Consider the following 19507-nt stretch of genomic DNA (forward strand, 5'->3'; position numbering starts at 1 on the left):
GCCCGAAAGGATCATTCCAGTCGTTTGTTTCTAGCTAATCGCGGACGGGGCAGGACGGGTTGGCCTGGGGCCGGGTTTCGGGCCGGGGCGCGACTGGGGACGGGTTGGGGTCTGTTGTGAGCTAGTGCTATCGAATTACAGCGGCTCGGAAGCGGCGAACGCTTCAATGAGTTCGCGGAATTCGGCATCGGGGGCGGCGCCGGTGACCAGCAAGCGGACATCGTCAAGGTCAACGACCCACAGATCACGCACATCTTTGGCATCCGAGGTGTAGACGGTCGCCGGAAAGTCCGCGACGGTCTCTTCGCGGGAGTGTTCGCGGTACTTCCCGTCGGCTTGCGCTGCCTCATCGGCCGGCACACCGGTTTGGGTCACTTGCAAAAAGCCTTCTCCGGGGGTGACCCAGCCGGCGACGGGGGCGGGGGTGCCGTCGATAAGCGTGCGGCGTGCAGAGTTATTCGTCCACCCCTCCGGCATCTCCGGGAAACGCACCGGGAAATCGGCTGCGCGGGCCTCCATCTCCATGAACGTGCGGCCGTCGACCTCGTGTACTGGGCCGTTTTCTGGGCGGCCCGGATTGAACTCGCACATCCCAGTGAACGCCACCGACAGGATCATCAGGGCAGCAATGAGCACGACATTGATTGCCATGTCCCTGCCGTCCTGGAAAATCCGCGGTTTCTCATCAGCCACGCTTGCAAGTATCGCATGCCCGTTCCGCCCCACCCCAATTGCTCCGGAGCAGCAGGAAAAATGCCACAATGGGCTAATACACGTATCGTTCTGCAACTGCCCCAGGAGGCACAAACCAATGGGTAACCCCGTCGAAGCACCCGACCGCAACCTAGCGATGGAACTCGTCCGCGTCACGGAGGCCGCCGCCCTAGCCTCCGGCCGTTGGGTTGGCCGCGGCAAGAAGAACGAGGGCGACGGAGCCGCAGTCGACGCGATGCGCAAGATGATCAACTCCGTGAATATGGACGGCATCATCGTCATTGGTGAGGGTGAGAAGGACGAGGCGCCGATGCTGTTTAACGGCGAGCGCGTGGGCAACGGCCAGGGTGCCGAGCTCGACATCGCTGTCGACCCCGTCGACGGCACACGCCTGATGGCAGAAGGCCGCCCGAACTCCATCTCCGTCATCGCCGCCGCTGAGCGCGGCACGATGTACGATCCCGCGGACGCGTTCTACATGAACAAGATCGCCGTCGGCCCCGAGGCAGCAGGCAAGATCGACATCACGGCGCCGGTGGCGCACAACATCGAGGTCGTTGCGAAGGCGAAGGGCATTGAGCCGCGCGACGTTACTGTTGTTGTCCTCGACCGCCCGCGCCACGCCGAGCTCGTCGCTGACATCCGCGCCGCTGGTGCGAAGGTCCGCTTCATCATGGACGGCGACGTCGCTGGCGCTATCGCGGCAGCACGCAACAACAACTCCATCGACATTGCCATGGGCGTCGGCGGCACCCCGGAGGGCGTCATCACTGCCTGCGCCCTGAAGTGCCTTGAGGGCGAAATCCAGGGCATGCTCGCCCCGCAGTCCGACGAAGAACGTGAAAAGGTCGTCGCAGCCGGCCACGATCTGACCCGCGTCTTGGGCATCAACGACCTGGTCAGCTCCGACAACTGCTACTTCTCCGCCACCGGCGTGACCAACGGCGACATGCTGCGCGGTGTGTCCTACCGCGCCAACGGCGCTACCACTCGTTCGCTGGCGATGCGCTCGAAGTCCGGCACCGTTCGCCTCGTCGAGTCGCAGCACCAGCTGGCCAAGCTGCGCGAGTACTCCGTCGTCGACTACTCCGGTCCGGACAACTAAAAGGCCGGTCGACGACTCCCCTATTCGGTCTCCTCGGATCGGCAAATCAGGAATAATGGCGTGTGTCAGGAGCGGCGCCTTTGGCGCCGGAACACGTTCCAACCGCAAAGGATGATTATGGCTGATCAGGAATACCGCATCGAGCACGACACCATGGGTGAAGTGAAGGTGCCCGTGAACGCGCTGTGGCGTGCACAGACCCAGCGTGCCGTGGAGAACTTCCCCATCTCCGGCCGTGGGCTCGAGGCGCAGCAGATCCGCGCGCTCGGCCTGCTCAAGGCTGCGTGTGCGCAGGTGAACAAGGACCTGGGCAACCTGGACGCCGAGAAGGCCGATGCCATTATCGCCGCCGCGAAGGAAATCGCTGACGGCCAGCACGACGACGAGTTCCCGATCGACGTTTTCCAGACCGGTTCCGGTACCTCGTCCAACATGAACACCAATGAGGTCATCGCGTCGATCGCGAAGGCGAACGGTGTGGAGGTTCACCCGAACGATGACGTGAACATGGGCCAGTCCTCCAACGACACCTTCCCCACCGCGACCCACGTCGCCGCGACCGAGGCAGCTGCGAACGACCTCATCCCGGCGCTGCAGGTGCTGCACGAGTCCCTGGACAAGAAGGCCAATGAGTGGAAGGACGTGGTCAAGTCCGGCCGCACCCACCTCATGGACGCCACCCCGGTCACCCTGGGTCAGGAGTTCTCCGGCTACGCCCGCCAGATCGAGCTGGGCATTGAGCGCGTGCGCAACACCCTGGAGCACCTCGGTGAGCTGGCCATAGGCGGCACCGCTGTGGGCACCGGCATCAACACCCCGGCTGAGTTCGGCGGCAAGGTCACCGAGGAGCTGAAGAAGCTCACTGGTGTCGAGCAGCTGTCGGAGGCCAAGAACCACTTCGAGGCGCAGGCTAACCGCGACGGTTTGGTCGAATTCTCGGGCGCAATGCGTTCTGTGGCTGTCTCCCTGTACAAGATCGCCAATGACATCCGCTTGATGGGTTCCGGCCCGCTCGCCGGCCTCGCCGAGATTCACCTGCCGGACCTGCAGCCGGGTTCGTCCATCATGCCGGGCAAGGTCAACCCGGTGCTGTGCGAGACCGCTACCCAGGTCTCTGCGCAGGTCATCGGTAACGATGCAGCTGTTGCGTTCGCCGGCACCCAGGGCCAGTTCGAGCTCAACGTGTTCATCCCGGTCATGGCGCGCAACGTTCTCGAGTCCGCGCGTCTGCTGGCGAACACCTCCCGCCAGTTCGCCACCAAGCTTGTCGACGGCATCGAGCCCAACGAGGAGCGCATGCGCACCCTCGCAGAGTCCTCTCCGTCGATCGTGACCCCGCTGAACTCTGCAATCGGTTACGAAAACGCCGCCAAGATTGCCAAACACGCGGTCAAGGAAGGCATCACCATCCGCCAGGCCACCATCGACCTGGGCTTCATCGGCGACGACCTCTCCGAAGAAGAGATGGACAAGCGCCTCGACGTGCTGTCGATGGCGAACACCGACCGCAACTAGCTGCCACGGTTTAAGGCTCAGCGTGCTCGCTCGCTGGGCCTTCTTTCATGTCGTTTTTCAGGTGTAGTCTTCGATGAGTGACGGAAACTCAACACGATCAGCACACTGAAGAACACGAGCAAGAAGCCGGCAAACCGAACGTCGGGCTGGTGTTCGCTGCGCTTCTGACGACGATGCTCATGAGCTCGCTGGGGCAGATGATCTTCTCTACTGCCCTGCCGACAATCGTCGGCGAGCTCGGTGGTGTGGAGCACATGAGCTGGGTGATCTCGGCGTTCATGGTGACCATGACCATTGCGCTGCCTGTCTTCGGCAAGCTTGGCGACGGCCTGGGCCGCAAATGGTTCTACATCGGCTGCATCGGGCTGTTTGTCATCGGGTCGACCATCGGCGGTTTCGCCCACACGATGGAGTTGCTCATCATCGGCCGCGCGGTCCAGGGCTTCGGTGCGGGCGGCATGATGATCAATTCGCAGTCGATCATCGCGGAAGTCGTTCCGGCGCGCGAGCGCGGCAAGTACATGGGCGTTATGGGCGCGGTGTTCGGCATCTCCTCGGTGCTGGGGCCTGTTCTCGGCGGCTGGTTCACCGATGGTCCCGGCTGGCGCTGGGGATTGTGGATGAACATCCCGCTGGGCATTTTGGCCATGACGATCTCCGCGATCGTGTTGAAGCTGTCCAAGGGCGACAGGGAGAACTTCCGCTTCGACTGGTTCGGTGCGGTGTTGCTGGCGATTGCGACGACGTGCCTCATCCTGGCGACAACGTGGGGCGGGCTGCAGTACCCGTGGGGCTCCCCGACCATCCTCGGGCTGCTCGCGGCGGCGGTCGTCGTGGGCGCAATCTTCGTCTTCGTGGAGCTGCGGGCGGGCGACCCGCTCGTGCCGATGCACCTGTTCGACAACCGCAACATGGCTCTCACCACCGCAGCCAGCGTTGTTCTAGGTGTGTCCATGACCGGCGTCATGGCCTACCTGCCGACGTACCTGCAAATGGTCCACTCCATGTCGCCGACGGCGGCGGGCCTGATGATGATCCCGATGGTCGGCGGCATGCTGCTCACCTCCATCGGAGTCGGCGCGCTGATCTCGCGGACGGGCCAGTACAAGATTTTCCCGATCGTCGGCATGGGCATTGTGGCTCTCGGGTGCTTCTTGTTGTCGAGGTTGACGGCGGAGACGTCGTTAAGCGTGCTCGGCGTCTACATCTTCATTTACGGCTTCGGGCTGGGCATGGTGATGCAGGTGCTCATCCTCATCGTGCAGAACTCTTTCCCCATCCGCGTGGTGGGCACCGCGACGGCGGCGAACAACTTCTTCCGCCAGATCGGTATGTCCGTCGGCGCGTCTGTGGTGGGCACCATATTCATCCACAACACGCAAAACAACATGGAAGAACGGCTGCCAGGTGCACTGCAGCAGCTCGGTCCGGAAGCCGCGAAGTACACCGAAGGGTTCGACCCCAACGCGCTCACGCCGGAAATCATGGACCAGCTACCCGGCCCTATTCATGACGCGATCGCATCGAGCTACAACGACGGCCTGACGCCGGTGTTCTTGCTGCTCATTCCGCTCGTGCTCGTCGCGATGGCCCTGCTGTTCCCTGTTGAGCAGGTGAAACTGAAGGAAACCGTCGAGTAGTTATTGCCAGCTATTGCTTGCCCGGCTTGGGCAGCAGCAGCTCATAAATGTCGGTGTCGCGCCAGGTGCCGGCCAGCTCGCCGTATGTCATCAGTGCCATCTGGTGGTAGGTGCCCACCTTCACAAACCCGCGCGACTCGTGCAGACCCGCCGAACCAGTGTTCTCCGGGAAGATCCACGAGTGGATGGACCACTTGTTCAACCCAATGCACGTCTCGATGAGCTTGTCCAGTAGAGCACCCGAGACGCCACGGCCTTTCGCGTCATCGTGGATGTAGATCGAATCCTCCACAACACCGTGGAACACGCTGCGTGTCGACGCCTGCGCTGCAGCAACCCAGCCAAGCACACGGTCATCATCATGCTTTTCGACGGCGACAAACACCGTCTCAATGATCTTGTTCGTAGCGAACTTCTGCCACGTCGGCCCATTCTGTTCGTACGAAGCATGGCCAGTGCCTAGGCCTGCTTCGTAGATGTCGCGGACCTGCGGGTAGTCCTCCGGCCGGATGGGGCGGATTGTGAAATCGCGTTCGGACTCGGGAATCGGCATGGCGACCATCGTACAAGTCACTCCCACAGCACGAAAACCGCGCCGCAGACGCAGGTTAGCGCCCTGCGGCGTGGCTGAGCCCACGGGTTAGGCGTGGTCCTCGAGGAGGTCTGTCACCAGCTCCGCGATCGGAGAACGCTCCGAGCGCGTCAGGGTCACATGCCCGAAGAGGTCCTGGCCCTTGAGCTTTTCAATGACAGCCTGAACACCGTCGTGGCGGCCCACGCGCAGGTTGTCGCGCTGGGCGACATCGTGGGTGAGCACCACGCGGGAGCCGCGACCGAGTCGGGACAGGACAGTCAGGAGCACGTTGCGTTCGAGGGACTGGGCCTCGTCGACGATGACGAATGCGTCATGCAGCGAGCGGCCGCGGATGTGCGTCAACGGCAGCACCTCGACGAGATCGCGCGCTGCGACTTCCTCGAGCACGTTATCGGACACGACGCCCTCGAGGGTGTCGTAGACCGCCTGGGCCCAGGGGTTCATCTTCTCCATCTCGTCGCCCGGCAGGTAGCCCAAGTTCTGGCCGCCGACGGCGTAGAGCGGACGGAAGACGATGATGCGCTTGTGCTCCCCGCGCTCCAGGACAGACTCCAGGCCGGCGCACAGTGCCAGCGCCGACTTACCGGTGCCGGCGCGACCGCCGATGGAGACGATGCCGACGGAATCGTCGAGAAGCAGATCGAGCGCGACCCGCTGCTCAGCGGAACGGCCGGACAGACCGAACGCGTCGATATCGCCGCGCACGAGCTTGACCCCGCCCGAAGGTGCAACACGGGCCAGCGCCGACTTGTTGCCGGCGTTGAGCGTCAGGCCGCAGTGGACCGGAAGCTCACCGGTGTCGATGGCGCAGAAGCCGGTGGCATAAAGCTCGTCGATCTCTTCCCCGGAGACCTCGAGCTCAGCCATGCCGGTGTACCCGGTCAGAACGACATCCTGTGCGCGGTACTCCTGCGCAGGTAAACCAACAGCGCCGGCCTTGACGCGCAGCGGCACGTCCTTAGTCACCAAAACAGTGTCCCTACCTTCCTGCATGAAGTTGTAGGCGCAGGCGAGGATGCGGTTGTCATTCTCCCCGCCGCGCAGGGCGGACGGCAGGTTGTCATGGGACTGGTGGTTGAGTTCCACGTGCAGCATGCCACCGTCAAGGTTGACGGGCATGGGCTGGTCGAGCCGGTCGTAGTCGGCGCGCAGGTCTTCCAAAAAGCGAAGAGCTTGGCGGGCGAACCAGCCAAGCTCTGGGTGATGGCGCTTCTGCTCGAGCTCCGTGATGACCACGAGCGGCAGAACCACGTTGTGTTCCGCGAACTTTTTCAACGCCCACGGATCAGACAGAAGGACTGACGTGTCGATCACGTAGGTTCTCAAGGCGGTGTGCGCCGTGAGCTGCTCAGGTGCGGAGTCGATCTGGGTAACAGAAGGGTCAAACATGCAATTGCTCCCCTAGTGCGGTTGTCGGGTAGCCAGGACCGTGCTTCGCGGTACCTGACACCTGCCACACTAGGGGAGCAAAGTGGAAATTACATCGATGTAAGGTGAATTTCCGGTTACAGCGTCAACTAGCTGATCTTCGCGGTGAACTCGCCGTTCTCCTCGAGCCACTCGATGGTGCCGTTCTGGAATTCCTGGATCCAGCCGTTGTCGTCGGAGCGCTTCTCCTCAGGCGCGGTCGGCAGGCCGACCTCTGCGTCCAAGCCACCCTCTTCCTTCCAGGTCTTAGAGATCTCGCCGACGACCGGCACAGCGCCCGTCTCCTCGGAGTAAACGATGTTCTTCTCAGCGTCGTACTCGATCAGAGTGGTGCCGTCCTCGCGGGACTCAACGTTGAACGGGTCGCCCCAGTTGCCGCCGCTGTGCTCCTCAGCAGCTTCCTGTGCGGCAGCCGGAACCAGAACAGACTCGCCGTCCTGAGTGGTGATCTCGACGGTCTCGCCGTCCTCACCCTCGCCCTCAGCGTTCTCGTCAGCACCGGCACCCTCAGCGTCGGTCTCCTCGGTCACGGTCTCGACATTGGTCTCGGTTGCCTCGACCTCTTCGACGTTGCCGTCAGCGTTGTCAGCATCGTCGGAGCAAGCAGCAAGGCTGGTGGCCAGTGCGAGAGCTGCGACGGAAGCGCCGAGCTTACGGTTAATCTTGATGTTCATAATATGAAGTCCTTTCATAAGCTAACTTTTAAGACCGTTCACCATTATGCAAACTTCACGTTACATACGTTTTCTGCTTCCCCCCTTTTTGGGGTAATTGCGGCGGGATCCCTTGCGCTGGCCACTGCTTTTGCTTTTTACTTTGTGTTTTCGTTTGTCGCCCGAACGATGGTTTCGGTCCCGATTCTCAGCGCTGCTTCTCGACGAGTTCCGCGTCCTTCCCTTCGCCACCCCAACGAAATCCTGGATCGCATCGGAGTCTTCCTCCACCTTCCACACGAGCGCAATCGCCGTTGGCTCATGCGCCGGCTCCCCTTGCAGCTCCGCGACAACGACCTGTTTTTTAGACAGCACTTTCAGCAACGGTGCCGGGGCGAACGCCACTCCCACGTTCGCTGCTACGACTTGGAGCGCCATCCGCAGGTCGTCGGTCGTTCCGTTGGGATAGGTGTAGTTGACGGGCTCGTCGGTGACGTCAATAAGCGAAATGGGCTCCCCGATGTCATAGAGCGAGTCTTTCGGGACAGCGAGACCGGGTTTTTCCTCGTAGAGACGCACGTGGTGGAACTGCTCCCCTGGCTGCCCGATGCGGTCGTCGGGTACACGCATCAGGGCGAGCTGGGCGGCACCGCTGTCGATGAGTTCGAACGGGTCGTCGCTGGGAATCTCCTCGAGTTGGTGGTTTGCGCGGTAGCGGGCGAACCACTTGCCGGGCTCGGTGCCAGTGACGAACGCGAGGCGGAGGGGGCTGGACATGCCACGATGCTACCGTCTGTGGCATGAGCGAAACGCCCTCGAACACCCCGTCCAGCACAGCCATGAAACCGGAAACTGCCGCGAAGAAGCTCGGTATTTACCTTCCGGCAGCACCGCAGGAGTTCCAGGACGGTGCCGTCACACACGCCCAACTGCGCGAACTGCAGATGAACCCGCCGCAGTGGCTGAGTTCCTTGCGCGCCGACGGCCCCCACCCCCGCCCCGAAGTCGCCCGCAAACTCGGCATTTCCATTACTGCCTTGAAGAAGAACGACATGGATAAGCCGCTGACCACTGAAGAGATCCAGGCTCTTCTGGCGGATCAGCCCGCATGGTTGCGTGAGGCCCGCCGGATCCACGCGCAAGAGCGCGGCGACGGGCCTGCGAAAGAGTCAAAAGAGCGTTAGAGCATCTTCCAGTCTTCAAGACCCGGGTACAGCGGGTAGTTCTCCGCGAGCTTGGTCACGCGGGCACGCAGAGACTCGACGTCGGCGTTGGTGCCCTGAGCCAGCGCGGTACCGATGATGTCGGCGGTCTCGGTGAACGCCTGTTGGTCAAATCCGCGGGTCGCCAGGGCCGAGGTGCCGATGCGCAGACCGGAGGTGACCATCGGCGGGCGCGGGTCATTCGGGACAGCGTTGCGGTTGACGGTGATGCCGACCTCGTGGAGCAGATCCTCGGCCTGCTGGCCGTCGAGCTCGGAATTGCGCAGGTCCGCGAGCACAAGGTGGACGTCGGTACCGCCGGTGAGAACGTCGACACCGACTTCCTTGCAGTCGGATGCGGTGAGGCGCTCGGCGAGAATGCGGGCGCCCTCGAGGGTGCGCTCCTGGCGGTCCTTGAACTCCGGGGTGCCGGCAATCTTCAGCGCGGTGGCCTTCGCGGCGACCACGTGCATGAGCGGTCCGCCCTGCTGGCCGGGGAAGACAGCGGAGTTGAGCTGCTTCGCATAGTCCTGCTTCGCCAGGATCATGCCGGAGCGCGGGCCGCCGAGGGTCTTGTGAATCGTGGTGGACACCACGTCGGAGTGCGGCACCGGGGACGGGTGCAGGCCGGCGGCGACAAGGCCAGCGAAGTGGGCCATGTCGGTCCACAGGTAAGCGCCGACTTCATCGGCAATCGCCCGGAACGCCTCGAAGTCGACGGTGCGCGGGTAAGCGGACCAGCCAGCGATGATGACCTGCGGCTTGTGCTCCAACGCCAGCTCGCGGACCTTATCCATGTCGATGAGCATGGTGCCCGGGTCGACCTCGTAGGCGACAACGTTGTAGAGACGACCGGAGAAGTTGATCTTCATGCCGTGGGTGAGGTGGCCGCCGTGGGCCAGGGACAGACCCATGATGGTGTCGCCCGGCTTAATCAGGGCATGCAGCACAGCGGCGTTCGCCTGTGCGCCAGAGTGCGGCTGGACGTTGGCGTACTCGGCTCCGAACAGCTCCTTGGCGCGGTCGCGCGCAATATCCTCGATGACGTCGACGTTCTCGCAGCCACCGTAGTAACGGCGACCCGGGTAGCCCTCCGCGTACTTGTTGGTCAGCACCGACCCCTGAGCCTGCAACACAGCGCGCGGCACGAAGTTCTCTGAGGCAATCATCTCCAGAGTGTTGCGCTGGCGGGAGACCTCCCCGAGGATCTGCTCATAAACATCCGGGTCTAGCTGGGCGAGCTCTTGGTAGCGGAGATCGTCGGTCATCATCGTTCCTTTCGGGTCGAGCCTTCTACGCACACCACAGTAAGCCAACCACCGCCAGCAGTGTAAGAATGGTCCTCATGCCGCGACCAGCAGACCCTAGCCCCTACCTTGATTTGACGCGTGACGCTTGGCGGGAGCGCCGCGCGGAGATGCCGCAGGTGCTCACCGAGGACGAGCTTGCGCGTCTGCGCGGTATCGGCGAGAGCATGGATCTCAACGAGGTCGCCGAGATTTACCTGCCGCTGTCGCGTCTGTTGCACTTGCAGGTTCGTGCGCGCCAGAAGCTCACGGCCGCCACGGAAACATTCCTCGGGGAAAACCCCGGGCACGTGCCCTTCATCATCGGGGTCGCCGGGTCCGTCGCGGTGGGCAAGTCGACCACGGCCCGTGTGCTCCAAGTGCTGCTGGAGCGATGGAAGTCCCACCCGCGGGTGGATCTGGTCACCACCGACGGTTTCTTGCTGCCCACCGCGGAGCTCACGGCCCGCAATCTCACTGGGCGCAAAGGTTTCCCGGAGTCCTATAATCGGCGCGATCTGCTGCGCTTTGTCACCGACGTCAAAGCCGGCCGCGACAACGTCAAGGCTCCGGTCTACTCTCACGACGCTTACGACATTCTCCCTGGCGAGTACCAGGTGGTAGACCATCCAGACATTCTCATCCTCGAGGGCCTCAACGTGCTGCAGACTGGCCCGACGCTGATGGTCTCCGACTTGTTCGACTTCTCCGTCTACGTTGACGCCAAGACGGAAGATATTGAGCGCTGGTACATCGACCGCTTCATCAAACTCAAGAACACAGCATTCCAAGAGCCAAGCGCGCACTTCGCCCGCTTCGCCCCGCTTTCCGACGAAGCCGCCGCCGCCGAAGCCCGCCGCATCTGGCAAACCATTAACCTGCCGAACTTGGTGGAGAACATCCTGCCCACGCGTGTCCGCGCATCGCTGGTGATGTCGAAGGCGGCGGACCACTCCGTGCAGCGCGTCCGGATGCGGAAGATCTAACTATTTGCCGAAGCGGCGCGAGCGCTGCGAGTAATCTCGCAGAGCGCGAAGGAAGTCGATCTTGCGGAACGCCGGCCAGTACGTATCGGTGAACCAGATCTCCGAGTAGGCGGACTGCCACAGCAGGAAGCCAGATAGCCGCTGTTCCCCTGATGTGCGGATCACCAGGTCCGGGTCGGGCTGGCCGGAGGTATAGAGGTGCTCCGAAAGGGATTCGACACTGACATGGTCCGCGAGCTGCGCCGCAGGCACACCCTCGTCCACCTTGGCGCGGATGAAGTGCTGCACCGCGTCGACGATCTCCTGGCGGCCTCCGTAACCGACCGCGATGTTGACCACGATGCCGTTCTTCGCCTCCGTCGCCGCCGCTGCCGAACGCATCCGCTGCGAGACTTTCTCCGGCAGCAGATCCAGATGCCCCACGAGCCGGATGCGAGCTTCAAACTCGTCGCTGCACAGTTCATCGACGACGCCGGAGATGATGTCGTAGAGCAGCTGGACTTCTTCCGCTGTGCGCGAGAGGTTCTCGGTGGAGAGCAAGTAAATGGTCACCACGTCGACGTTCATTTCAGCCGACCACGCGACGAGCTCCGCGATCTTCGCGGCCCCGACACGGTGGCCGTGCGCGATATCTGTGAATCCAGCCTCGCGCGCCCAGCGGCGGTTGCCATCGGCCATGACGGCGATGTGTTTCGGCTGGTTCTTACCCTGCAGCTCATGCTTCAAACGCCGTTCGTACAGCGGATACAGAATTCGTTCAAGCAGGGCCATGGCACTCATCCTAGCGCGCGCAGCCGCTAGAAAATCGACTTCTTTCGGCGGTCCAGCAGACCTTCTTCTTCCATGGCTTTATCCACGGCAGCTTCATCGAACACGTCGAGTCCGCGAGCTTCGGCAAATGCTTTACGACGATTGAACCGCGAGTACCTCCGATGAAACGCCCATCCAATGAGCAAGATGACGACGGCCAAAGCCAACACGATGAAGGCACCGATCGGCTCCGCCTTACCGAACTCCGGACCGACCGGAGCATCGGGGTTCATCTGCTGGGCGAGAATGATCGTGTCGGTTGTGACGTCGATAAGCATTAATGCTCCTCCTCAATGCCTGCGAAGAGGTCCGTCTCCGGCAGGTCGGTCTGCACACGGGTGCGCGCGAGCTCGAATTCTTCAGTGGGCCACAGCTCAGCCTGCACCTCAGGGGTGCTGGCGAGGAACGGGCCGTTTGGATCGATCTGCGTCGCGTGGGCTGTCAAAGCGTCAGCACGGTTCTGGAAGTAGTCGCCGCAGTCCACCTGAGTGGTCACGCGCTGCATGATGTCGGAAGAATTCTCCTCGAACCGGCGCAGCATCGGCTCATACGGGCTGGTCTCACCGTCACCGATGACACCATCTTCCAACAGGCGGTCGTGCAGTAGACGCATGCGCTGCGGCACGAAACCGTGGGTGTAGTACAGCTTCAGCGGCTCCCACGGTGCACCGATCTCTGGAGCGAACTCTGGATCGCCCGCCTTCTCCCACGCGATCATGGATGCCTTATGAACCATGATGTGGTCCGGGTGCGGGTAGCCGCCGTTCTCGTCGTAGGTGATGATCACGTGGGGGCGGAACTCGCGGATCTCCGCCACCAGCGTCTTCGCCACAACCTCCGGATCTTTCAGCGCGAAGCAGCCTTCCGGCAGCGGCGGCAGCGGATCGCCCTCCGGCAGCCCGGAGTCGACGTAGCCGAGCCACTCGTGCTCCACGCCCAGGGCGTTAGCAGCCGCCGCCATTTCCTCGCGGCGCACATCGGTCATGTTCTCAATGATCCCCGGCTTGTTCATCGCCGGGTTCAAAATGTCGCCACGCTGCCCGCCCGTACAGGTGAGCACCTTGACGCGGTGGCCCTCATGGGCATACTTCGCCATCGTCGCCGCACCTTTCGATGACTCATCGTCAGGGTGCGCGTGGATAGCCAGCAAGCGAAAGCCCGTCACGTAGTACTCACCTCTAGTTGAGTTAGCTGGTTGAGTTAAGGTTGATCGGGAGATCATCTTAGTAGAGGAGCCACCGTGACCACCATCGACCGTCCCGCCGCACGGTACGGCGACGAGCAGCCGCGACGCACATCGGGAACCTCCGGGAAGGTCGTCGCCGTGGTCGCTGTCATTCTCGTCGCTCTCATCGTGGTCTTCCTGGGCCGTTACGTCATGCAGCGCCAGGCACAGCCGATCAGCGCCACCCTCGTCTCGCACGAGCGCGTCGACGACACCACATCCCGCGTCTGGTTCGACGTCCAACGCGACGACTCAGCTGTCGACGTCCCCTCCTACTGCATCATCACCTCCCTGAACTACGACATGACCGAGATCGGCCGCCGAGACGTAGTCATCCCGCCCGGTGGAGAGAAGCAGATGCGCATGCACGTGGATATCCCGGTGGGTGAACAGCCCGTCTCCGGCGGCGTCTACGGCTGCTCGACCACGTTCCCCTCCTACCTCGACGCGGAGGCGACACACACTGCCGCACGCTAAAAACCGCAGGCCGGAGACCCTACCCGGCTGCCGTCGATAAGCATGCGCTGTGTTAGGATCCCAACCGACCACTGACGTTAAAAACCGAAACGAGGGTTACACTTCCATGGCTGATTCGCAGCAGCAATACATCACCCCGGAAATGAAGGCCAAGCTTGAGGCCGAGCTGCAGCAGCTCATCGACAACCGCCCAGCCATCGCCGCCGAAATCAACGAGCGCCGCGAAGAAGGCGACCTGAAGGAAAACGCCGGCTACGACGCCGCGCGCGAACAGCAGGACCAGGAAGAAGCCCGCATCAAGCAGATCTCCGAACTGCTGGCCAACTCCACCACTGAGCGCACCGGCGTTGTCGAGGGCATGGCCGTGGTCGGTTCCGTGGTGCACGTCTACTACAACGGCGACGAGGACGATAAGGAAACCTTCCTCATCGGCACCCGCGCCGCCTCCACCGACAACAAGGACCTGGAGACCTACTCCGAGCAGTCCCCGCTCGGCGCAGCCGTGCTCGGCGCCACCGAGGGCGAGACCCGTACCTACACCGCACCAAACGGCCGCGAAATTTCGGTCACGATCGAGTCCGCAAAGCCGTATGATTCGGTTAAGGCAAAGACTCCCCGCGCAGCTCAGTAGACCGCGCCGCCTCTTCAACAACATCTCTACCCGATAAGGATCTCCGCAGTGACTACCCGCACTTCCCGCAAGGTCGCCACAGTCGCCTTCGCCGCCGCCACCGCCCTCGGCCTCGCAGCCTGCTCCCCGCCGAACGAGCAGGCATCCGAGGAGAAGGTGGACACCGCACAGAGCCAGGACCCTGACTCCCTGACGGGCGCGGGCCAGGTCCAGGAGACCGACAGCACCAGTGCCGCCAACGTCACCGACGCGAATACGGCAAGTGCGACCACTACCGCTGCGGACCGCGAGAACGCTGAGTCCGCACCGGACGGCACCCCGTTCTACATCGGTTGCAACGGCGCCCCCGTGCACCAGCCCGTCGAAATCAACCTGAACTGCAAGGACAACAACGACTTCGCCCTTAACATCGTGTGGGAAGAGTGGTCCGACGAGATCGCACAGGGCACCACCACCCGCAACAACGGCGGCCGTGAAGGAGTCGAGGAGAACGTGAAGATCACCCTCACCTCTCCCGACGTCAAAGACGGCCAGCTGGTGTTCACCAAGGTCTCTATCGACGGCAAGGATGTCATGCCGCAGTCGGACTACTAAACAATAGAGTCTCTGCAGCCCCCGGTTGTTTGCCGGGGGTTTCTCGTCGTTCCTAAGGGGGGCGGGTGCGGCGGGGCGGCAGGAACGCGACAGGAGTGCGGGCGCGCCCCTCTGCAATCCACCCCGAAAGTGTCATGAACCTCTGCCTATGAACTGAGTGCTGGGGTGAAACCCTTTGCGCTGACCTTGTTCAAAGGCAGAGGTTCATTCCCGTTCACTTCCCCACTCCGACCGGCCGCACCCCACTCCGACCACCCAGCCCCGCTCCCGTCAGCGGCACCCCCGCAGATCGAAACCCCCGCACCCATTCAGGAGCTGAACGGTGTGCGGGGGCACGAATCCTGCTTCGAGCTGCAGGTGCCTAGGAAACGCCTAGGCAGGCGGGTTGGTTACTACCTGTTGCCTAGTCGCGGGAGAGGATGGACAGGAGGCGCAGGATCTCGGTGTAGAGCCAGACCAGGGTGACGGCCAGGCCGAGGGCAACGCCCCATGCCATCTTGGCCGGCGCACCCATGCGGACGAGCTTGTCGGCAGTGTCGAAGTCGACGAGGAAGCTCAGGGATGCCAGCACGATGCAGACGAGGGAGAAGCCGATGGCCAGCGGGCCGCCATCACGAAGCGGGGACATACCGGTGAAGATGAACATCAGCAGGTTGCCGACGGCCAGGACGGCCACGCCGATGATGCAGCCGGTGAGGATGCGGGTGAACTTCGGGGTAACGCGGATCGCGCCGACTTTGTACACGAAGAGCATGCCGGCGAAGACACCAACCGTGCCCAGTACGGCCTGGAAGACGAGGGTGCCAGCGTCTGCGTTGCCGAGCATCCAGCCGGAGACGGCCATGGAGAAGCCGCCGACGAAGAGGCCCTCAAACGCGGCGTAGATCAGGGTCACAGCAGCGGATCCGTACTTGCCGCCGAAGCTGTGGATCAGGACGGTGATCAAGCCACCGATGGCACCCACGAACGTGAGGATCATGGAGATGCTCGGGTCGACTGCGATGCCGATACCGAAGTTGATCAGGGCAAATGCCACGATCACGGCGAGGGTGATGCCTGTCTTGGTCACGATGTCGTCGACGGTGATGGGACGCTCACCAGTCGCACCAGCGTACGGATCCTGCGCGTAACCGGCCTGGCCGTAAGGGTTCTGGCTAGCGCCGTAGGGGTCCTGGTAGCCGCCCTGCTGGTCGTAGCCGTAGGAGCCGCCCTGCGGGTTGTAGCCGTGGCCGCTCTGGGGCTGGCCGAACCCAGCCTGCTGTGCAGACTGAGGAAGTCGCGCCATCACGGGGTTGGAAGATTTCACTGGCCTGTTTCCTTTCTGATTTATAGCTCGAAGCAAAGATTCGACCGGTATTCGATCATACCGTTCAACGGGAGAACTGCCCGTTTCGTTCCCGCCGGGCGCAAAATAGTATGTAAGCCATGGTCTGGAGGCGTAGGTTCTTCTCGCGCGACCGGGTGAAGAAGCGCACCGGCAGCGAGTTCTTGCTTGACCATCTCGCGGCGCTGGCGGGCGCAGATCCCGTCGCAGTGCATGGCGAGCTGGAGTTCAGCGACGGTGTCGCGGTGCTCGTATACCGTTTCGACCAGCCTGTCCCCCACTACCTCTACGTCACGCACGGGATTTCCCAGACGAACAGCTCGCAGCCAGTCGCCGGGCTTCAGACAGAGCTTTCCCTGCGAGTGCCTCTGACAGAAGAGCCTCCCACGTGGCCTGTCCACCGTCTTCGCCGCTTGGCGGCGTACCTGCGTGAATCGGGTGATTCGCTCGAGCCGGGCCACTACATGGACTTACGTTCCCCTGTCTGCACGGACGCGACGCTGTCAGCGTTCATCTTCGTCAACGACCCGATTCTGGAGCTCTCGATCTCCCCCACCGGCTGGGTCCGTTTCATTTACGCCGTCGCAGTCACCGCAGATGAGCTTGAGGCGGCATTGCGCTGGGATCCTTTGAAGTTCGCGGGTGTTCTCGGCGACAGCATTCCGCTCGGCTTGAGCGATCCGCGTCGCAGCTCCTTGCTTATCGACGCCTCCTCCCTCCCCCTCATCACCTCCCACACTGAGGCGGAAGGCTCGTCGATATCTGCGGTGTCCTCCAGTTACTTCGCCGTGGATGAATCGGGGCGCATTGACATGACCGCTCAAGCTGCCGCAGATGTTGTCCGCGCTATGCGCTGGCGGCTTGGGTACGACAGGACCTTCGCGGTCATGGGTGCGGGCAACGGTGTCGAAGCGTGGCTGCGGTTTCTGCCGGACGAGGATGCCGCATCGTCGTCAGTCACCTTCAGCCGCGACAGTCCAGGCAAACAGCGGCGCACTCAGGAACCCCCGCTGTCCGCGCACATCACCGTCGAGGTCAACCGAGCCCTGCGCCACGAAATCATGGCTGTGCTCGAGGCCGAACCCGGCACCTACCGGATGCGGTCTGCCCCGCTGACGTTCTGCGTCATCGACCCGAAGCGCTGAAGAAATAGTGCCCCCAGTCGGACTCGAACCGACACTGAACGGATTTTAAGTCCGCTGCCTCTGCCAATTGGGCTATAGGGGCGTGCGGGCGGCGAGCGCTCGCACAGAACCAGAGTCTACGGCACCCCGAAGCCGTCAATGACAACGGTCGCCGCTAGCGGCGGGAGCGGGGAACGAGAAAGAACTGGCCCGCGATGTACGGCAGCAGAGCGAGGGCACGCACCGGTTTTTCCTTGTAGGCCCGGCGCGCAAGGTCGAGCGAGGAGACCATCCACGCGCCACGGGTCCACTTGTTGGGCCACCGACGGGCGATCCAGTTGAAGTCCCAGTTCATTGCCGTCGCTAGGGCAGCCTGTGAGGCTGGCGCGCCAAGCGGCGACAGCCCGGAAGCATCATCCAGGGTCTGCGAATCATCCCGTTCGTTGATGTCGGCAAGGGTGGGCACCATGACCACCGCTTGGGTGAGATTCAGCGGCAGCCACCACTTCCTACCGGGGGCGAAGAGGGACCAGATCGCCGCGAGCGCGTGGTACATGGTGGCCGTGGACCTGTAGTGATGCGGGTACGTTCCAAGGGCGGCTTCAATAACGGCTGACTCGAATGAATCGTTGCCACCCTCCGGAGTGCCGACGAGGTCTTCGAGGTCCCGCTCTTTGACCACAGTGTCGGAGGAAACGGAGTCAAAGATCGGCAAGATCTCCCCGTACGTCAACGGCGTCACAAACGACAATCCCAGGGCTGCCATGGGGCGGGTCATGATTGGGGCGGTGAAGTAGGGACGGCGCCGCATCTGCACGGTCTCGGCGTAGCGCTGCATCATCTCCACGTACGGCATGGTGTCCGGGCCGCCGACATCGAACGTGCGGTTGAGATCGGATGGGAGGTCAGCGGCGGCAACGAGGTAGTGGACAATGTCGCGCTGGCTAATCGGGGTGATCTCGTTGGTGATCCAATCTGGCGCGATGAAGAGCGGAACGCGCTCAGTCACGTGACGCAAAAGCTTGAATGACAATGATTCGGCACCGATGACCACGCCTGCTTGGAGCGCGGCGGTGGGAACGCCGGAACCCAGAAGGATCTCTCCCACCTTGATGCGGGAGGCAAGGTGCTCGGAGACATCGTCGGAGTCCCCGGTCACGCCCTGAGGGTGCAAGCCGCCGAGGTAAACGATCCGGCCTACCTTGTGGCGCGCAGCTTCCTCACCGAACTGGCGGGCCATTGTCGCTTCCTCGTCGGCGAAGCCAGAGCCGCTGTCCATGGAGTGCAGCAGGTACCAGGCACAGTCCACACCTTCAAGAGCTCGGGAGACGTCCTCGCGGTCGGTGGCGTCTCCTTCCACGATGTCCACAGCATCGCCCCAAGGGCGCTTTTTCGCTTTCGCGGCGGAGCGGCAGAGGATGCGCACGCGCCATCCGTCGTCAAGCAAATTGCTCACGACCTCTCCCCCGATGAATCCCGTGGCACCTGTTACAAGAGCTGTGCGAGTCATGCCCCCAACCTATACTGGCGGCATGAATTTTGGCTGGGTCATCCCCTGCGTGCTGGGCGCACTCGGGCTGTTCTTGGCGCGCAATGCGGGTGACGGCAGCCTCGGGTTCTACGCTTTTACCTTTTTTGCCGCGACGGTGTACGCACTCGGCTGGTGGCTGTGGGGCAGCAAGAGCGCGTTCGCTGGGCCGAGGATCGGGCGTGAACTCGGCCGTGGCGTGCTCATCGGTGCTGCTTTAGCGATCGTCTTCGTGCTCGGCGCGCTAGTGGTGCAGAACATTCCGTTCCTGGCAGGCCCCGTCGAGCAGCTGCTGAACACCCCGGATCAGGGCGGGCTGTTGCCCACGTTCTTTGTGCTGGTCATCAACGGGATCGGCGAGGAGCTGGTGTACCGCGACATGGTGCCGCGGCAACTGCGCGAACGGTTCCCCCGGCTCCCGGAAATCTCTGTCGGCGTGGTGTCCACCCTGATCTACGGCGTGGTCACCATCGCAATGGGCGTGCCGCTGCTGGTGTTCTCAGCCCTGGTTCTCGGCGCCGTGGCGTTCTACGAGGCATCGCGCTCGCGGCGGTTGTACTCACCGATCGCCGTGCACCTGACGTGGAGCGTGACCATGCTGCTCGTCATGCCGCTTTTCTTTTAACCCGTACATGTAAACCCACTCCTTTCCGGCTCAACAAGCTACGCT

The 19507-nt window shown here is 62.7% G+C and carries 21 protein-coding genes and 1 tRNA gene; 10 read left to right on the forward strand and 12 right to left on the reverse strand.

Translation table 11 applies throughout. The features are described from left to right. Positions 1–135: 135 nt before the first annotated feature. Entirely contained in the window at positions 136–693 is a 558-nt protein-coding gene (locus KBX19_RS00630; protein WP_255997042.1) for a DUF4245 domain-containing protein, read from the reverse strand. Between the two features lie 118 nt (positions 694–811). On the opposite strand from KBX19_RS00630, the gene glpX reads away from it, so the two are divergent. The 3 genes from glpX (at position 812) to KBX19_RS00645 (ending at position 4974) form a co-directional block, all read left to right on the forward strand. Then, the gene (gene glpX / locus KBX19_RS00635; RefSeq protein ID WP_255997043.1) at positions 812–1819 is read left to right on the forward strand and encodes a class II fructose-bisphosphatase; all 1008 of its coding nucleotides are present in this window, start codon (positions 812–814) and stop codon (positions 1817–1819) included. Between the two features lie 117 nt (positions 1820–1936). Beyond that, positions 1937–3334 carry a class II fumarate hydratase gene (locus KBX19_RS00640; protein ID WP_255997044.1) on the forward strand — a complete coding sequence of 466 codons (1398 nt, stop codon included), beginning with the start codon at positions 1937–1939 and terminating at the stop codon, positions 3332–3334. A 77-nt stretch (positions 3335–3411) separates the two neighbouring features. Next, the gene (locus tag KBX19_RS00645) at positions 3412–4974 is read left to right on the forward strand and encodes an MDR family MFS transporter (RefSeq protein ID WP_255997045.1); all 1563 of its coding nucleotides are present in this window, start codon (positions 3412–3414) and stop codon (positions 4972–4974) included. Positions 4975–4984: 10 nt separating this feature from the next. Here the strand turns inward: KBX19_RS00645 and KBX19_RS00650 are convergent, their stop codons facing one another. The 4 genes from KBX19_RS00650 to KBX19_RS00665 form a co-directional block, all read right to left on the reverse strand. Then, the gene (locus KBX19_RS00650) at positions 4985–5536 is read right to left on the reverse strand and encodes a GNAT family N-acetyltransferase (RefSeq protein WP_005291087.1); all 552 of its coding nucleotides are present in this window, start codon (positions 5534–5536) and stop codon (positions 4985–4987) included. 78 nt (positions 5537–5614) lie between these two features. Then, on the reverse strand, positions 5615–6958 hold the full coding sequence (locus tag KBX19_RS00655; RefSeq protein WP_255997046.1) for a PhoH family protein: 1344 nt from the start codon (positions 6956–6958) through the stop codon (positions 5615–5617). A 128-nt stretch (positions 6959–7086) separates the two neighbouring features. Next, positions 7087–7671: an LGFP repeat-containing protein gene (locus KBX19_RS00660; protein ID WP_255997047.1), complete on the reverse strand. Its 585-nt coding sequence runs from the start codon at positions 7669–7671 to the stop codon at positions 7087–7089. Between the two features lie 60 nt (positions 7672–7731). Then, positions 7732–8427 carry a substrate-binding domain-containing protein gene (locus KBX19_RS00665; RefSeq protein WP_255995719.1) on the reverse strand — a complete coding sequence of 232 codons (696 nt, stop codon included), beginning with the start codon at positions 8425–8427 and terminating at the stop codon, positions 7732–7734. A gap of 23 nt (positions 8428–8450) precedes the next feature. On the opposite strand from KBX19_RS00665, the gene KBX19_RS00670 reads away from it, so the two are divergent. Then, complete coding sequence (locus KBX19_RS00670; RefSeq protein WP_255997048.1) at positions 8451–8834, forward strand: DUF5997 family protein; 384 nt, start codon at positions 8451–8453, stop codon at positions 8832–8834. On the opposite strand, the gene glyA is transcribed toward KBX19_RS00670, so the two are convergent. Then, complete coding sequence (glyA, locus tag KBX19_RS00675; protein ID WP_255997049.1) at positions 8831–10120, reverse strand: serine hydroxymethyltransferase; 1290 nt, start codon at positions 10118–10120, stop codon at positions 8831–8833. The two genes, KBX19_RS00670 and glyA, sit on opposite strands and share 4 nt — an antisense overlap. Before the next feature lie 77 nt (positions 10121–10197). Here glyA and coaA point away from each other — a divergent pair, with 77 nt between their 5' ends. Beyond that, the gene (gene coaA, locus KBX19_RS00680; protein ID WP_255997050.1) at positions 10198–11124 is read left to right on the forward strand and encodes a type I pantothenate kinase; all 927 of its coding nucleotides are present in this window, start codon (positions 10198–10200) and stop codon (positions 11122–11124) included. Here the strand turns inward: coaA and KBX19_RS00685 are convergent, their stop codons facing one another. From KBX19_RS00685 to mca, 3 genes are read right to left on the reverse strand one after another with little or no spacing between them, the layout of a single operon-like run. After that, positions 11125–11895, reverse strand: a complete 771-nt coding sequence (locus tag KBX19_RS00685) for an isoprenyl transferase (protein ID WP_255997051.1) — start codon at positions 11893–11895, stop codon at positions 11125–11127. Positions 11896–11921: 26 nt separating this feature from the next. Then, entirely contained in the window at positions 11922–12212 is a 291-nt protein-coding gene (locus tag KBX19_RS00690; RefSeq protein WP_005291110.1) for a hypothetical protein, read from the reverse strand. Further along, positions 12212–13099, reverse strand: a complete 888-nt coding sequence (mca, locus tag KBX19_RS00695; protein WP_255997052.1) for a mycothiol conjugate amidase Mca — start codon at positions 13097–13099, stop codon at positions 12212–12214. The genes KBX19_RS00690 and mca overlap by 1 nt, the downstream gene beginning before the upstream one ends. A gap of 75 nt (positions 13100–13174) precedes the next feature. Between mca and KBX19_RS00700 the strand changes: the two genes are divergently transcribed. The 3 genes from KBX19_RS00700 (at position 13175) to KBX19_RS00710 (ending at position 14861) form a co-directional block, all read left to right on the forward strand. Next, positions 13175–13636 (forward strand): DUF4307 domain-containing protein, encoded by a 462-nt coding sequence (locus tag KBX19_RS00700; protein WP_255997053.1) that lies wholly within the window; start codon positions 13175–13177, stop codon positions 13634–13636. Between the two features lie 106 nt (positions 13637–13742). Beyond that, complete coding sequence (greA, locus tag KBX19_RS00705) at positions 13743–14267, forward strand: transcription elongation factor GreA (RefSeq protein ID WP_255995725.1); 525 nt, start codon at positions 13743–13745, stop codon at positions 14265–14267. Between the two features lie 48 nt (positions 14268–14315). Beyond that, positions 14316–14861 (forward strand): hypothetical protein, encoded by a 546-nt coding sequence (locus KBX19_RS00710; protein WP_255995726.1) that lies wholly within the window; start codon positions 14316–14318, stop codon positions 14859–14861. A 403-nt stretch (positions 14862–15264) separates the two neighbouring features. On the opposite strand, the gene KBX19_RS00715 is transcribed toward KBX19_RS00710, so the two are convergent. Then, complete coding sequence (locus KBX19_RS00715) at positions 15265–16167, reverse strand: Bax inhibitor-1/YccA family protein (protein WP_255997054.1); 903 nt, start codon at positions 16165–16167, stop codon at positions 15265–15267. A gap of 119 nt (positions 16168–16286) precedes the next feature. Here KBX19_RS00715 and KBX19_RS00720 point away from each other — a divergent pair, with 119 nt between their 5' ends. Continuing rightward, positions 16287–17330 (forward strand): suppressor of fused domain protein, encoded by a 1044-nt coding sequence (locus KBX19_RS00720; RefSeq protein ID WP_255997055.1) that lies wholly within the window; start codon positions 16287–16289, stop codon positions 17328–17330. A gap of 8 nt (positions 17331–17338) precedes the next feature. On the opposite strand, the gene KBX19_RS00725 is transcribed toward KBX19_RS00720, so the two are convergent. Further along, positions 17339–17412 (reverse strand) — tRNA-Leu (locus tag KBX19_RS00725). Positions 17413–17484: 72 nt separating this feature from the next. Beyond that, the gene (locus tag KBX19_RS00730; RefSeq protein WP_255997056.1) at positions 17485–18819 is read right to left on the reverse strand and encodes an NAD(P)H-binding protein; all 1335 of its coding nucleotides are present in this window, start codon (positions 18817–18819) and stop codon (positions 17485–17487) included. A 22-nt stretch (positions 18820–18841) separates the two neighbouring features. Between KBX19_RS00730 and KBX19_RS00735 the strand changes: the two genes are divergently transcribed. Next, a complete protein-coding gene (locus KBX19_RS00735) occupies positions 18842–19462 on the forward strand; it encodes a CPBP family intramembrane glutamic endopeptidase (protein WP_005291135.1) in 621 nt (206 codons plus the stop codon). Positions 19463–19507: the final 45 nt, after the last annotated feature.

The organism is Corynebacterium sp. CCUG 71335 (assembly GCF_024454075.1).
GTDB lineage: Bacteria > Actinomycetota > Actinomycetes > Mycobacteriales > Mycobacteriaceae > Corynebacterium > Corynebacterium genitalium.

Coding starts and splice junctions, on each gene's coding strand:
- glpX (WP_255997043.1), top strand. CDS start 812: ATGGGTAACCCCGTCGAAGCACCCGACCGCAACCTAGCGATGGAACTC.
- KBX19_RS00640 (WP_255997044.1), top strand. CDS start 1,937: ATGGCTGATCAGGAATACCGCATCGAGCACGACACCATGGGTGAAGTG.
- KBX19_RS00650 (WP_005291087.1), bottom strand. CDS start 5,536: ATGGTCGCCATGCCGATTCCCGAGTCCGAACGCGATTTCACAATCCGC.
- KBX19_RS00655 (WP_255997046.1), bottom strand. CDS start 6,958: ATGTTTGACCCTTCTGTTACCCAGATCGACTCCGCACCTGAGCAGCTC.
- KBX19_RS00660 (WP_255997047.1), bottom strand. CDS start 7,671: ATGAACATCAAGATTAACCGTAAGCTCGGCGCTTCCGTCGCAGCTCTC.
- KBX19_RS00665 (WP_255995719.1), bottom strand. CDS start 8,427: ATGTCCAGCCCCCTCCGCCTCGCGTTCGTCACTGGCACCGAGCCCGGC.
- KBX19_RS00670 (WP_255997048.1), top strand. CDS start 8,451: ATGAGCGAAACGCCCTCGAACACCCCGTCCAGCACAGCCATGAAACCG.
- glyA (WP_255997049.1), bottom strand. CDS start 10,120: ATGACCGACGATCTCCGCTACCAAGAGCTCGCCCAGCTAGACCCGGAT.
- coaA (WP_255997050.1), top strand. CDS start 10,198: ATGCCGCGACCAGCAGACCCTAGCCCCTACCTTGATTTGACGCGTGAC.
- KBX19_RS00685 (WP_255997051.1), bottom strand. CDS start 11,895: ATGGCCCTGCTTGAACGAATTCTGTATCCGCTGTACGAACGGCGTTTG.
- KBX19_RS00690 (WP_005291110.1), bottom strand. CDS start 12,212: ATGCTTATCGACGTCACAACCGACACGATCATTCTCGCCCAGCAGATG.
- greA (WP_255995725.1), top strand. CDS start 13,743: ATGGCTGATTCGCAGCAGCAATACATCACCCCGGAAATGAAGGCCAAG.
- KBX19_RS00720 (WP_255997055.1), top strand. CDS start 16,287: ATGGTCTGGAGGCGTAGGTTCTTCTCGCGCGACCGGGTGAAGAAGCGC.
- KBX19_RS00730 (WP_255997056.1), bottom strand. CDS start 18,819: ATGACTCGCACAGCTCTTGTAACAGGTGCCACGGGATTCATCGGGGGA.
- KBX19_RS00735 (WP_005291135.1), top strand. CDS start 18,842: ATGAATTTTGGCTGGGTCATCCCCTGCGTGCTGGGCGCACTCGGGCTG.